The organism is Streptosporangium nanhuense (genome assembly GCF_059358815.1).
Window position 1 is genome coordinate 154,887 of record NZ_JCADBG010000021.1, and the last position, 13,519, is coordinate 168,405.

Sequence of the window (13,519 nt, forward strand, 5' to 3'; positions counted from 1 at the left end):
CCGGTGAGCGGGCCGGACCCGGTAAGCGAGCCTGGCCGGTGAACCGGCCCCTGTAAGCGAGCCGAGCCTGGCCGGTAAGCCGGCCCCTGTAAGCGAGACGAGCCTGGCCGGTGAGCCGAGCCTGGTCAGTGGGTGAGCCGAGCCTGGTCGGTGGGTGGGCCGGGCCTCCCCCTACGCTGGCCGTGTGCTGACCTCGACCCCATTTCCCAAGAGCTTCGCCAGCGACAATCACGCGGGCGTGCACCCTGCGGTTCTCACCGCCATCCTCGAAGCGAACACCGGCGACGCCCCCGCCTACGGCGGGGACGCCTGGACCACCGCGGCGCAGGACGCCTTCCGTGCCGAGTTCGGCTCACGCGCCACCGCCTACCCGATGTTCAACGGCACCGGCGCCAACGTGGTGGGCCTCGGACTCGTGCTACGGGCGTACGACGCGGTGCTCTGTCCGGCCACCGCCCACATCCACACCAGCGAGTGCGGTGCCGCGGAGCGCGTGCTGGGCGCCAAGCTGATCCCCCTTCCCACGGAGGACGGCAAGATCTCCGTGGACGACGTCCGCAGCCAGCTGTCCGCGCTGGGGGACGAGCACCACTCCCAGCCCAGGGTCATCTCCATCTCCCAGGTGACCGAGTGCGGCACCTGCTACACCGCCGACGAGATCGCCGAGCTCGCGGATTTCGCGCACGCGCACGGCCTCTTCCTCCACATGGACGGCGCCCGGCTGGCCAACGCGGCGGCCGAGCTCGGCTGCTCGCTCCGCTCCCTCACCACGGACGCGGGCGTGGACCTGCTCAGCTTCGGGGGCACCAAGAACGGCGCCATGGGCGCCGAGGCGCTCGTGATCCTCCGCCCGGAGCTGGACTCCCCGGCACTGTTCCTGCGCAAGCAGGGGATGCAGCTCGCCTCCAAGATGCGCTTCGTCTCCGCCCAGCTGACCGCGCTGCTCACCGATGACCTCTGGCGCGAGAACGCCGCCCACGCCAACGCCATGGCCCATCGCCTGGCCGACGGCATCGCCGATCTCCCGGGCGTCTCCCTGCGCTACCCCGTGCAGTCCAACGCCGTCTTCCCCGCCCTCCCCGAGAAGGCCGTCGCGGAACTGCAGCAGCGCTACCTCTTCCACATCTGGGACGCGGCCGAGAACGTGGTCCGCTGGGTGACCGCCTTCGACACCACCCCCGAGCACGTCGACGCCTTCCTCTCCGACATCCGTCTCGTCGTCCAGGAGACCGCCGACTCCTGAGCGGCATCCGTTTCACGTGAAACAGTGCGCCTTCAGGGACGCCGGCCTGTTTCACGTGAAACACCGATCGCCGTCTCCCGCCCCTCTTCTTCGCCGCTCTCCCTCCGCGAGCCGATCCCTCCCACCGCCCGGCTCCTGCCGGAGGGCACCCGCACCTCACCAAGTTCCGGCCCTCGCGTCCCACCGGTTCATGTTTCACGTGAAACGGCCGCGCTTCCGCAACGGCGACAGCGAGAGGAAGGCTCCCCGTCCGGGCGCGCCCTCCTTTCACGACGGTCGCACCAAAGCAGAACGTACGGCCCTGAAATCGCGCATACGTACACGCGAGACCCTCCAGACGGCAGGGGGAGCCCACCGTTCACCGCGACGCTGTACGGCGATCACAGGGCGGCGAACGGATGGCGGAGCCCGAGGGAAGACCCATGAACGGGCGGGACAGCGGGCGCGAAGGGGCGGGAGGGCGAGAGCCCGAAACGGGAAAGGCCGACCGGGCCGGGGGAGGCGGAGTCTCGGCAGGGACGGCTTGACGGCGCGAGAGAGCGGGGCTGCCGAAGAGGCGCGGCAGGGAAGCCCGGGAAGCGCGGCCGGGAGAACGCGAACGGCCTCCCTGTTTCACGTGAAACAGGGAGGCCGTTCAGCGTCGGGGAACCGTCCGGGAAGGTCGGCCGCCGGGGGTCATCCCGGAAGGCAGCCACCCCGGAAGGGGCCCCGGGGGAGATTCACCGGCCCGGCGAGAGCGCCACGGGCTCGCCTGCCCGAGCCTCCGGAGCCGGTGCGGATCATCCTTCCATCGCCTGAAGCGACCCGGGAGCCATCGTGCCGATGATGCGCTCCAGATCGTCGATGGTCGCGAACTCCACCACGATGCGTCCCTTGCGGCGGCCGAAGTCGACCTTCACCCGGGTCTCGAAGCGGTCGGAGAGACGGTCGGCCAGGTGCCGGAGGGCCGGCTCCTCGTCGGGCTTCGCCCGGGGGGCGCGCGGAGCCGGAGCCGGGGCGGCCTTGGCGTCGCCCACCGCGACGATCTCCTCGACCGCGCGGACCGACAGCAGCTCGGCCGCGATCCGGCCGGCCAGATGCTCCTGGGCGGCGGGGTCGTCCAGGCGGAGCAGGGCCCGGGCGTGGCCCGCGCTGATCGTTCCGGCGGCGACCTTGCGCTGCACCGACGGCGGCAGCTTCAGCAGACGCACCGTGTTGGTCACGTGCGAGCGGGAACGGCCGATCCGGGTGGCGAGCTGCTCGTGGGTCGCGCCGAAGTCGCTGAGCAGCTGCTGGTAGGCCGCCGCCTCCTCCAGGGCGTTGAGCTGCTCGCGCTGGAGGTTCTCGATGAGCGCGTCGAGCAGGAGCTTGTCCTCCTGGGTCTCCCGCACGATCGCGGGGATCTCGGAGAGCCCGGCGAGCTTGGAAGCGCGCAGGCGGCGCTCGCCCATGATCAGCTCGTAGCGCCCGTCACCCGTGGCGCGCACCACGATCGGCTGGAGCAGGCCCACCTCGCCGATCGAGGTGGCGAGCTCCTTCAGGGCCTCGTCGTCGAAGATGTCCCGGGGCTGGCGCGGGTTGGGCGCGATGTCCTTGACGGGGATCTCAAGGAAGTAGGCGCCCGCGACCGGCGCGGGGCCGGGCTGCTCCGGCACCACCGGCTCGGGGGCGACCATGGTCACGGTCATCGACACGGGCGTCTCCGTGACGACGGCCGGACCCGTGGGGATGAGCGCCCCCAGCCCCCGGCCCAGCCCTCTCGGCTGCTTACTCACTGCCCCTCCCGAGACTCAAGGTGTCGCCCGTGGCCGCCGCCACGGGGTTCCCGGTGCTCATACGGCCGCGCCGCGATAGGCGATCTCGCGGGCGGCGTCCATGTAGGCCATCGCGCCGCTGGAGCCCGGGTCGTACGTCATGACCGACTGACCGTAACTCGGCGCCTCGGAGACGCGCACGCTCCGGGGGATCAGAGTGCTCAGCACCGTCGCGCCGAAGTGGGAGCGGACCTCGTCCGCCACCTGGGAGGCGAGGCGGGTGCGCCCGTCGTACATCGTCATGAGGATGGTGGAGAGGTCGAGCGTGGGGTTCAGGTGGGCCCGGACCAGATCCACGTTCCTCAGCAGCTGGCCGAGACCCTCCAGCGCGTAGTACTCGCACTGGATGGGGATCAGCAGCTCGTTCGCGGCCATCAGCGCGTTGACCGTCAGCAGGCCGAGCGAGGGAGGGCAGTCGATGAGGATGTAGTCGAACTCGACGGCGTCGTACGCGGTCAGCGCGCGCTGCAGGCGGGCCTCGCGGGCGACCATGGAGACCAGTTCGATCTCGGCACCGGCCAGATCGATCGTGGCGGGAGCGCAGTAGAGGCCCGGCATGTCCGGGACCTCCTTCACGACCTCCGCGAGCGGCAGGTCCTCCACGAGTACCTTGTACATGTCCGGCACGTCGCCGCGGTGCTCGACGGCGAGGGCCGTCGAGGCGTTGCCCTGCGGGTCGAGGTCGACCACGAGCACCCGCTGGCCGTGCATGGACAGCGCCGCCGCCAGGTTGACCGACGTGGTGGACGGTGAAGATCCGGGTCTTGGCGGGGCGGGGCCAGTCACCGTCCCGGACCCCGGTGGAGCCTCCGGGAGCGGCGGCGGTCTTCTGGGCCGATGTTTCACGTGAAACCACTGAGCTGAGTGCCTCTCGTACCAGCGGCGAGTCGCCGGGATTAAGGGGGGTCTGGGTCACGGTCGTCTTCCTTTCAACCGGCCTGACTACGGCACCGGGTGCCGATGCCGGCCAGCCCAGACCGGAAAGGCGTCCATGGGGCAGAGCGGCGGGAACCTCGGGCCAGCCGAGACCGCTCCTCGCGCTGGCGATCGCACTCGAACGGTCGTTCACTGGCCTCGTACTCGCTTTGCTCGGTTTACCTGATGGCCTCGCGCTCACCTGCCTCGCGAGGCACGATCCTTCCGGCGAGAGGCCTTCCGCGCTCCTTCGGGAGCCCGACCGGCGACCACCCGGATGAGAGTTGCGGGCGGCTCGACCTTACCGTGCCCGACCGATGCGAGCTCGGCGGTTTGCACCCCACTCGACCGTAATTGCGGCTCGGCGTCCGCCAGCTCCTCCGCGGCGCGCTCGCCCTTCATGGCCAGCAGCTCGCCTCCCTCGCGCAGGAGGGGGAGCGACCATTTCAGCAGGCGGTCGAGCGGCGCCACCGCGCGGGCGGAGGCGACGTCGAACTCCCGCCTGCCCGCGAACTCCTCGGCCCTGCCGCGCAGCACCTCGACGTTGTCGAGTTTCAACGACTCCACGCACTCCTCCAGGAAGACCGTCCGGCGAAGGAGCGGCTCCAGGAGGGTGACCGTGATGTCGGGCCGTACGATCGCCAGCACCAGGCCCGGCAGGCCGGCACCGGAACCGATGTCGACCAGGCGCACGTCGGCGGGCACAACCTCGGCGATCACCGCGCAGTTGAGCAGGTGCCGGTCCCAGATGCGCGGCACCTCCCGAGGGCCGAGCAGCCCGCGCACCACCCCGGGGCCGGCCAGCAGCTCCGCGAAGGCCTCCGCTCTGGCCCAGGCGTCGCCGGTGAACACCTCGCGCGCGACCTCGGGCGGTTCGGGGATCTGGTCACTCACTCGATGCTCACTCTTCCCTCGGAGATATCGGGGTCAGGCCGATCTCAAGGCTAACGGCCCGTCTCCACGCCGTCGTACAGCGCGGGGTGGCGACACCCGGACACGGCACCGCGGAGGACAGCCGCGGTGGCGACACCCGGACACGGCACCGCGGAGGACGGCCGCAGTGGCGACATCCGCGCGCGGCACCGCTGAGGACGGCCGCGGTGGAGACGCCGCCTCGGGATCCACCACTTCGCGTACGGGATGGGACAACCCCCGCAGGGTGGGCGGGCACGAAAAAAGCCGCCGTCCCCGGGGAGCCGGGGACGGCGGCCACTGTCGGCTCGTGCCGCCGCTCGGAGGTACTAGACGGGAAGGACCACCACGAAACGGCGGGGCTCCTCGCCCTCGGACTCGCTCCGCAGGCCCGCCGCGGCGACGGCGTCGTGCACGATCTTCCGCTCGAACGGGGTCATCGGCTGCAGCGACTTGGGCTCGCCGTTCCGCTTGACGTCCGCCGCGATCTTGGTGCCGAGCTCGCTCAGCTCGCTCCTGCGGCGGTCGCGGTAGCCGCCGATGTCGAGCATCAGGCGCGACCGCTCGCCCGTCTGGCGGTGGACCGCCAGGCGGGTCAGCTCCTGGATCGCCTCCAGCACCTCGCCGTTGGGGCCGACCAGGTCGCCGCCCTTGATATCGACGACCGACACCACGGCGCGATCACCCTCGACATCCATGTCGATGTCACCGTCGATGTCGGCGATGTCGAGCAGACCCTCGACGTAGTCCGCCGCGATCTCGCCTTCCTGCTCCAGGGCGGCGAGATCGGGAGCCGCCTTCGCGGGCTCCTTCTCGGCCTCGGCCTCGGTCACGTCCGGCCACTCCTTCGTGCTGTCGGGATGAGACGTCAGGACTTCTTGCTACCGGTCCGCTTGCTGCGGGGCTGGCGGGTGGGCTGCTGCCGGACCACCTTGACCTCCGGCTCGGGCGGCGCCTCGGGCTCGGGAGCGGTCTTCTTGACCTTGCTCAGCAGGCCCGGCTTGGGCTCGGGAGTCGTGATGTTGCCCTTGGCGTCGACCACCGGGGTGGGGTTGCGGCTGTAGAACCAGTGCTGCTGGCCGAGGGTCCAGACGTTCGTGGTGACCCAGTAGAGGATCAGGCCGAGGGGGAAGTTCAGCGAGAAGATCGCGAACAGCGGCGAGACGTACATCAGGATCTTCTGCTGCTGCGCCATCGGGTTGTCCGGCATCTGGGCGATCGAGCGGGTCACGCTCTGCCGGACGGTGAGGAAGGTCGTCAGCGAGCTGACGGCCACGAAGATGGCGAGCACGACCTTGGTGACGATCGGGTCGGCGTCCAGCTTGATGATGTCGGCCGAGCTCGTGAAGAACGTCGCGGGGATGGGGGCGCCGAAGATGTGCGCGGCCCGGGCGCTGTTGACGAGGTCCTGCGACATCCCGAACTTGGCGTGGCCCGCGGCCATGGCCTGCAGCACGGTGAACATCGAGATGAAGATCGGGAACTGCGCCAGGATCGGGAGGCAGCCACCCAGCGGGTTGGCCCCCTGTCCCTGGTACAGCGCCATGACCTCCTGGTTCATGCGCTGCTTGTCGTTCTTGTAGCGCTTGCGGATCTCCTGGACCTTGGGCGCCAGCTCCTGCATCTTCTTCGACGAGCGCATCTGCTTGAGGAAGAGCGGGAAGATCAGCAGCCGCATCAGCACGGTGAGCGTGATGATGGTCAGCGCCCAGTTGAGCCCGTTGTCCTTCGGGATGAAGGTGCTGTAGCCCTGGTGAATCCAGGTGATTACATGGGCGACGGCTGTGTACAGCCAGTTCAGCCAGGACAGCTCCACCGAGCTAGCTCCCTTGCGTTTCGTCGGACCGGCCCGGGCGCGGGGGCACCGGGTCAAAGCCTCCGGGATGGAATGGGTGGCAACGCCCGATTCTCCGGATCGTCAACCATGTGCCGCGCAGCGCGCCGTGAACGGCCACGGCTTCCAGGCCGTAGGCACTGCACGAGGGGTGGAAGCGGCAACGGGGACCCAGCAGAGGACTCACGAAGGACCGGTAGAACCGGATCGGAGCCATCAGGATCCTGGCAGCCGGAGAAATTCCAGCGGTCTGCTGCGCCGTCATCATCGCCCATCCATGTGAGCCCCGGGGGGCTCTCGCCGCCTGAGTAAACGATCCAGCGCGACGTCGAGTTCGGCGGCGATGCGCTCGCTTCGCGCGGACGCGGCCGGTGGATTGGCGCGTACCACCAGCAGGCTACCTCTCGGAAGCCGGTCGAGACGGTCTCGCATGAGGTGTCTCAACTGACGTTTGACCCGATTTCTGATGACCGCGCCTCCTACGGCACGGCTCACCACGAATCCGACCAGGGGGGGAGTGTCCCTGTCGGAGCGCATGCCAAGGTGCGCGACCAGGGTGGGGCGGCCTGCTCGGCCTCCCTTTCTGATCGCGCCGGCGAACTCGTCGCCCCGGCGCATGCGGGACCCGGACGGCAGCACGAGAGATCTTGGTGACCCTGGGCAGGTACGCCCGTCGCCCGCCGACAGCGATGCCGGCGGGCGACGAGGTTACTGCCTAGGCCCGGCGAACCGGGCGCAACGGATGCGTCAGGCGGAGATCTCGGCGCGGCCCTTGCGACGGCGAGCGGCAAGGATGGCGCGGCCGGCGCGGGTGCGCATGCGGAGCCGGAAGCCGTGGGTCTTCGCACGACGGCGGTTGTTCGGCTGGAAAGTACGCTTGCTCACGAGTGGGCTCCAGGCTCAAGACGCATCCCCAGCACATGGGGACGCTCGACAATGGCTGGCCTGCCGAAGGCGGGGCATGCGAAATAGCCGCCGCATGGCAAGCCGACCTTCGTACGCTACGGGCCAGGCATGTCCCAGGTCAAACCGGAGAGCGCTCCGAAGCACGCCCACCCAGGTTATCCACGTTTCCACAGGCACGTTATCCACCGGCGCCTCGCCGTCCACAGGATGTGCGCTCCGTCCCCCCCGTACGCCACTAGGCTGTGGACAACGTCTTGTACACAGCTGTGGACAGGGCTACTGTCGGCCCTTCCAGACCCTCTCTCCGCTGCGAGGACGCGTCGGACCGCAGGTAACGGGCTGTGCACAGCCTGTGGATTCGATGTGGATTTCGTATGGCGCCCACGACGGGGCCACGGGACCCCCGGCATGTGGACAACGACGAGATCCGGTGCGCCCGGCGGCCACCATTGTGGATAAACAGATCGCGGTAGGCCAGCGGGGCCGCGTCGGGAGGAGGGGAGCCGGACCATGGACGGAACGGACCTCAGCGCGGTCTGGGCGAGGGCCCTGGAGAACTCGCTGAACGAGAACGTCCCGTCCCAGCAGCGGGTCTGGCTCAACATGACCCGGCCCTTCGGCCTGATGAACGACACCGTGGTGCTCGCCGCCCCCACGGATTTCGCCAGAGATGTCCTGGAGAACAAGCTTCGTCCGCTCATCAGCCAGGCGCTCTCCCAGGAGTTCGGCCGCCCGATGCGGGTGGCGGTCATGGTCGACCCCAGCGCGGCGGGCCCCGAGTCCGGGCTCACCCCCCGCCAGGACGCTTATCCCCAGGCGCAGCCGCCAGGTTATGCACAGGGCGGCGGGGCCCCACAGGGTTATGCACAGCCCGCTCAGGGCCAGCACCACGGGGGTTCCGGGCTCCAGCACCCCTATCCGGGCAACAACCAGGCCGCGCAGCCGTCCACCGACTATCCACAGGCTCAGCCGTTCTCCTACCCGTACCAGCAGGTCGAGGAGTCCCCCCAGACCTACCTCCCGGCGGAGCCGTCGCAGGCCCCCTCGCAGGGGGAGCAGAACCCCGGATACGGCCGCGGCTACACCCCGCAGCCGTCGCCACCGCGCCCCGAGCCCGACTCCTTCGAGCGCGGCGCGCCCCCGGTGCCCGCCGCGGGCGGCGCCGGCGGAGTGCAGAACAGGTGGGACGGGCGCGGGAGCCGCACGCCGGGGGAGCCGGCCCGGCTGAACCCCAAGTACACCTTCGACACCTTCGTGATCGGCTCCAGCAACCGGTTCGCCCACGCGGCGGCGGTCGCGGTCGCCGAGGCGCCGGCCAAGGCGTACAACCCCCTGTTCATCTACGGTGACTCGGGCCTGGGCAAGACCCACCTGCTGCACGCGATCGGCCACTACGCCCAGAGCCTCTACGACGGCGCGCGGGTGAGATACGTGAGCTCGGAGGAGTTCACCAACGACTTCATCAACTCCATCCGCGACCACAAGGCCGACAACTTCCGGGGCCGCTACCGGGCCGTGGACATCCTGCTGGTGGACGACATCCAGTTCCTGGAGGGCAAGGAGCAGACGCAGGAGGAGTTCTTCCACACCTTCAACACGCTGCACAACTCCAACAAGCAGATCGTCATCTCCAGCGACCGGGCGCCGAAACAGCTGGTCACGCTGGAAGACCGGTTGCGCAACCGGTTCGAGTGGGGCCTGATCACCGACGTCCAGCCGCCCGAGCTGGAGACCCGGATCGCGATCCTGCGCAAGAAGGCGATCCAGGAGGGCCTGGCCGCGCCGCCCGAGGTGCTCGAATACATCGCCAGCCGTATCTCCACCAACATCCGCGAGCTGGAGGGCGCCCTGATCAGGGTGACCGCGTTCGCGAGCCTGAACCGGCAGTCGGTGGACCTGCAGCTCACCGAGGTGGTGCTCAAGGACCTGATCACCGAGGACGCGGGCTCGGAGATCACGGTCGCCACGATCATGGCGTCCACCGCGGCCTACTTCGGGCTGTCGATCGACGACCTGTGCGGCGGGTCGCGCTCGCGGGTGCTGGTGACCGCCCGCCAGATCGCGATGTATCTGTGCCGGGAGCTGACCGACATGTCGCTGCCGAAGATCGGCCAGCAGTTCGGCGGCCGCGACCACACCACGGTGATGCACGCCGACCGCAAGATCCGCTCGCTGATGGCCGAGCGGCGCTCGATCTACAACCAGGTCAACGAGCTGACGACCCGGATCAAGCAGCAGTCCCGCAATGGATGATGAGGTTTCTCACCCCGTGATGCACAGGCTGTGGAAAACCTTGTGGATCAACGGTTCGCGGGGGTCCGGGAGGCTCCAATGCGTCAAACCATGACCAAACGGAAAGCCGCTGGTCCGAACGCGGTTCGGCGCATGTGGACAACTCTGGGGAGAACTTGGGGACAACCTGGGGACAACTCGTGGATAACCTGGGGACGCCCTGTGGGGAGAGTTTTCCACAAGGACAAAACGACCTCCTACCCCGTGGATAACCTGGGGAAACCTCGTGGAAAACTTGGGGACAGAGGGCACCGATTCTGGGGACGGCCTGTGTGTACTCCGAGGTTCTCCCCAGCCCCAAGAGTTGTCCACAGTCTCCGCCCACAGCCCCAGTGGATGAAAAAACAGCACTTGACCTGCGGAAACAATGGCTTTCCACAGTATCCACAGCCCCTAATACGAAGGCCACTTGTATCTCTAACTAGGAAACCCAAGAGCCATAAGAGGGGTTCCGAGGGAGCGCAGGTGCGCGACAGTGAACACTTGAACCCCAGGCACCGAGCGGATGGCGCTCGACACACAGGAGGCAGATCCACGTGATGTTCCGGGTCGACCGAGACGTGCTCGCTGAGGCGGTCGCATGGACGGCGCGCAGCCTGCCGGCGCGTCCCTCCGTGCCGGTGCTGGCCGGCATGCGTCTTGAGGTCACGGAGAGCGGGCAGCTCAAGCTCTCGGGCTTCGACTACGAGGTCTCCGCCGAGGTGACCCTCGAACTGCAGACGGGCGAGGCGGGCGTGGTGCTCGTCTCCGGCAGGCTTCTGGCCGAGATCACCAGGGCGCTTCCCGCGCAGCCTGTGGATTTCGTGGTGGAGGGCGCCAAGGCGGTCGTCACCTGTGGCAGCGCCCGGTTCACCCTGCTCACCATGCCTGTGGAGGACTACCCCTCCCTGCCGACCATGCCCCCCGCCGCCGGCCGGGTGGGCAGCGACGTGTTCGCCTCGGCCGTCGGCCAGGTCGCCGTGGCCGCGGGCAAGGACGACACCCTGCCGATGCTCACCGGCGTGCGCGTGGAGATCGAGGGCGACACGGTCACGCTCGCGGCGACCGACCGCTACCGCCTGGCCGTACGGGAGCTGAAGTGGCAGCCGGGCCAGCCCGACTTCTCGGCGATCGCGATGATCCCGGGCAGGACCCTCGCCGACACGGCCAAGGCCCTGGGCGGCACCGGCGCCGAGGTCGAGATCGCGATGAGCTCGGTCGGCGGCACCGGTGAGGGCATGATCGGCTTCTCCAGCGCCGGTCGCCGCACCACCACCCGGCTGCTCGACCCCGAGTTCCCCAAGTACCGCTCGCTGCTGCCGACGGAGTTCTCCGCCCGCGCGGAGCTGCCGACGGCCGCCTTCGTCGAGGCCGTCAAGCGCGTGGCCCTGGTCGCCGAGCGCAACACCCCCGTGCGGCTGGCCTTCCGCGGCGACGAGGTCGTCCTGGAGGCGGGCAGCGGCGACGAGGCGCAGGCGGTCGAGGTGCTGCCCGTCGAGTTCGAGGGCGACGACATCAACATCGCCTTCAACCACCAGTTCCTGCTGGAGGGCCTCGGCGCCATCGACTCCGACGTGGCCCGCCTGCAGATGACCACGTCCACCAAGCCCGCCATCCTCACCGGGGGCAAGCCCGCGGACGACGGCGGCGTCCCCGACTACCGCTACCTGATCATGCCCATCCGCCTGTCCAGCTGATGACGGCCCCGCGACGGCCCGGCGCGGCGGATCCCCCGGCGAGTCCTCCGGTGGATCCCGTGCCGGGCCCGGAACGCGGTCTCGCGGCAGGCTCGGTGACCGGCCCCGACGGGAATCTCGTGGAGCTCGCGTCGGGAACGGCCGTCCACAGGGCTGCCGAGACGCGCGGAGTGGCGAGCGGCGGGGCCGCGCGGGGAGCGACGTGGCTCAAGGCGTGCCTGAACGGCGCCAGGAGGCCCGGCGACCACCCGGCACTCCCCCTGACCCCCCTGGAGCTCGCTGAGGCGGCCCGTGAGGCGCGTGGGGCGGGTGCGGACGCCGTTCACATGCATCCGCGCGACGAGGCGGGCAGCGAGTCGCTCAGCGCCGCCCACATCGGGGCGGCCGTGCGCGCCGTGCGCGAGGCCTGCCCCGGCCTCCCCGTCGGAGTGAGCACAGGGCTGTGGATGACCGGCTGGGACGAGGCCGCGCGGCGCGAGGCCGTCCGCGGCTGGGCCGCGCTCTCCCCCGGCGAGCTGCCGGACTTCGCGTCGGTGAACCTCTGCGAACCCGGCTTCGAGGCCCTGTGGCAGGATCTGCGACGGCTCGGCGTTCAGGTTGAGGCCGGAGTCTGGTCGGTGGAGGACGCCGACGCGCTCGCCGCGACCGGCCTCGAGTGCGTGCGGGTGCTCGTCGAGATCATCGGCGGTCCGCCGGACACGGCGCTCCCCCGGGCGCGCGCCGTCCTGGACCGCCTCGCCGAGCTCGGCGTCCCCGGTCCGAGGCTGCTCCACGGAGAGGGGGACCCCACGTGGATTCTCCTGGACGAGGCCGGGCAGTCTGGACTGGCCACGCGCATCGGCCTGGAGGACGTCCTCCACAGCCCTGTGGGTGACCCTGTCGGCGGGAACGCCGAGCTGGTAAGGCTTGCGCGGGCACGCCTGGCGTAGGTGAATGATGAAACCCTGAAGGGGGTGCTCGTATGCAGATCGGCATGGTCGGGCTGGGCAAGATGGGCGGCAACATGGCCGAGCGCCTGCGCCGCGGAGGTCACGACGTCGTCGGGTACGACCGCGACCCCGCGGTCAGTGACGTCGCCGGCCTGGAGGAGCTCGTGGAGCGGCTCCAGGCGCCGCGCACCGTGTGGGTGATGGTGCCCTCCGGCGACCCGACCCGGGCGACGGTCAAGGCTCTCGGCGACCTGCTGTCGCCCGGCGACATCCTCGTCGACGGCGGCAACTCGCACTACGTCGACGACCAGAAGCACGGCGCCGAGCTCGCCGCCAAGGGCATCGGCTTCGTCGACTGCGGCGTGAGCGGCGGCGTCTGGGGGCTGCAGAACGGCTACGCGCTCATGGTCGGCGGCGAGAAGGCCGACGTCGAGCGGGTCATGCCGATCTTCGAGACCCTCAAGCCCGAGGGCGAGGACGGCTTCGTGCACGCCGGCACGGTCGGCGCCGGCCACTTCGCCAAGATGGTCCACAACGGCATCGAGTACGGCATGATGCAGGCCTTCGCCGAGGGCTGGGAGCTGCTCGAGGCCTCCGACATCGTGACCGACGTGGCGGGCTCCTTCAAGAGCTGGCGCCAGGGCACGGTCATCCGCTCCTGGCTGCTCGACCTGATGGTCCGCGCGCTCGACGAGGACCCGTCGCTGGCGGAGCTGGAGGGCTACGCGCAGGACTCGGGCGAGGGCCGCTGGGCGGTGCAGGCCGCCGTCGAGCACGCGGTCCCGCTGCCGGTCATCACCGCCGCCCTGTACGCCAGGTTCGCCTCCCGCCAGGACGACTCGCCGGCGATGAAGGTCGTCGCGGCCCTGCGCAACCAGTTCGGCGGCCACGCGGTCACCTCCAAGGCGGGCGCCGCGGAGAAGGGCGCCGACTCCCCCGGCGCCGACGTCACCCCGCCGGTCGAGGCGGCCGGCTGACCCACCGTCCCGCGCGGCTCGCGCCATGCCTTTTCCACAGGG

13 protein-coding genes are annotated in these 13,519 nt (G+C 69.8%); 5 read left to right on the forward strand and 8 right to left on the reverse strand.

The annotated features are described in order from the left end of the window. Window positions 1-184 precede the first annotated feature (184 nt). Window positions 185-1,243, forward strand: a complete 1,059-nt coding sequence (locus AC5L38_RS33395) for a threonine aldolase family protein (RefSeq protein ID WP_495246787.1) — start codon at window positions 185-187, stop codon at window positions 1,241-1,243. Between the two features lie 779 nt (window positions 1,244-2,022). Here the strand turns inward: AC5L38_RS33395 and AC5L38_RS33400 are convergent. The 8 genes from AC5L38_RS33400 to rpmH form a co-directional block, all read right to left on the reverse strand. Next, entirely contained in the window at window positions 2,023-2,997 is a 975-nt protein-coding gene (locus tag AC5L38_RS33400) for a ParB/RepB/Spo0J family partition protein (RefSeq protein WP_495246788.1), read from the reverse strand. A 57-nt stretch (window positions 2,998-3,054) separates the two neighbouring features. Beyond that, window positions 3,055-3,822 carry a ParA family protein gene (locus AC5L38_RS33405; protein WP_495246789.1) on the reverse strand — a complete coding sequence of 256 codons (768 nt, stop codon included), beginning with the start codon at window positions 3,820-3,822 and terminating at the stop codon, window positions 3,055-3,057. A 327-nt stretch (window positions 3,823-4,149) separates the two neighbouring features. Further along, window positions 4,150-4,845 carry a 16S rRNA (guanine(527)-N(7))-methyltransferase RsmG gene (gene rsmG, locus AC5L38_RS33410; protein WP_495246790.1) on the reverse strand — a complete coding sequence of 232 codons (696 nt, stop codon included), beginning with the start codon at window positions 4,843-4,845 and terminating at the stop codon, window positions 4,150-4,152. A 347-nt stretch (window positions 4,846-5,192) separates the two neighbouring features. Then, window positions 5,193-5,696 carry a Jag family protein gene (locus AC5L38_RS33415; protein WP_350968643.1) on the reverse strand — a complete coding sequence of 168 codons (504 nt, stop codon included), beginning with the start codon at window positions 5,694-5,696 and terminating at the stop codon, window positions 5,193-5,195. Window positions 5,697-5,731: 35 nt separating this feature from the next. After that, window positions 5,732-6,679: a membrane protein insertase YidC gene (gene yidC / locus AC5L38_RS33420; RefSeq protein WP_495246791.1), complete on the reverse strand. Its 948-nt coding sequence runs from the start codon at window positions 6,677-6,679 to the stop codon at window positions 5,732-5,734. Window positions 6,680-6,683: 4 nt separating this feature from the next. Next, on the reverse strand, window positions 6,684-6,965 hold the full coding sequence (yidD, locus tag AC5L38_RS33425) for a membrane protein insertion efficiency factor YidD (protein WP_425582575.1): 282 nt from the start codon (window positions 6,963-6,965) through the stop codon (window positions 6,684-6,686). Then, complete coding sequence (gene rnpA, locus AC5L38_RS33430; protein ID WP_495246792.1) at window positions 6,962-7,336, reverse strand: ribonuclease P protein component; 375 nt, start codon at window positions 7,334-7,336, stop codon at window positions 6,962-6,964. Before rnpA ends, yidD begins: the two co-directional genes overlap by 4 nt. Window positions 7,337-7,444: 108 nt before the next feature. Next, the gene (gene rpmH / locus AC5L38_RS33435) at window positions 7,445-7,582 is read right to left on the reverse strand and encodes a 50S ribosomal protein L34 (protein ID WP_329088117.1); all 138 of its coding nucleotides are present in this window, start codon (window positions 7,580-7,582) and stop codon (window positions 7,445-7,447) included. A gap of 531 nt (window positions 7,583-8,113) precedes the next feature. Between rpmH and dnaA the strand changes: the two genes are divergently transcribed. From dnaA to gnd, 4 genes are all read left to right on the forward strand, one after another. Beyond that, the gene (gene dnaA, locus AC5L38_RS33440) at window positions 8,114-9,856 is read left to right on the forward strand and encodes a chromosomal replication initiator protein DnaA (protein WP_495246793.1); all 1,743 of its coding nucleotides are present in this window, start codon (window positions 8,114-8,116) and stop codon (window positions 9,854-9,856) included. Between the two features lie 575 nt (window positions 9,857-10,431). Beyond that, entirely contained in the window at window positions 10,432-11,571 is a 1,140-nt protein-coding gene (gene dnaN / locus AC5L38_RS33445) for a DNA polymerase III subunit beta (RefSeq protein WP_495246794.1), read from the forward strand. A 50-nt stretch (window positions 11,572-11,621) separates the two neighbouring features. After that, on the forward strand, window positions 11,622-12,500 hold the full coding sequence (locus AC5L38_RS33450) for a 3-keto-5-aminohexanoate cleavage protein (protein ID WP_495246795.1): 879 nt from the start codon (window positions 11,622-11,624) through the stop codon (window positions 12,498-12,500). Window positions 12,501-12,532: 32 nt separating this feature from the next. Beyond that, complete coding sequence (gene gnd, locus AC5L38_RS33455) at window positions 12,533-13,477, forward strand: phosphogluconate dehydrogenase (NAD(+)-dependent, decarboxylating) (RefSeq protein WP_495246796.1); 945 nt, start codon at window positions 12,533-12,535, stop codon at window positions 13,475-13,477. Window positions 13,478-13,519 lie beyond the last annotated feature (42 nt).

Excerpts from the sequence above, each read along its gene's own strand:
- gnd (WP_495246796.1), top strand. The coding sequence starts at position 12,533 with ATGCAGATCGGCATGGTCGGGCTGGGCAAGATGGGCGGCAACATGGCC.
- dnaA (WP_495246793.1), top strand. The coding sequence starts at position 8,114 with ATGGACGGAACGGACCTCAGCGCGGTCTGGGCGAGGGCCCTGGAGAAC.
- yidD (WP_425582575.1), bottom strand. The coding sequence starts at position 6,965 with ATGATGACGGCGCAGCAGACCGCTGGAATTTCTCCGGCTGCCAGGATC.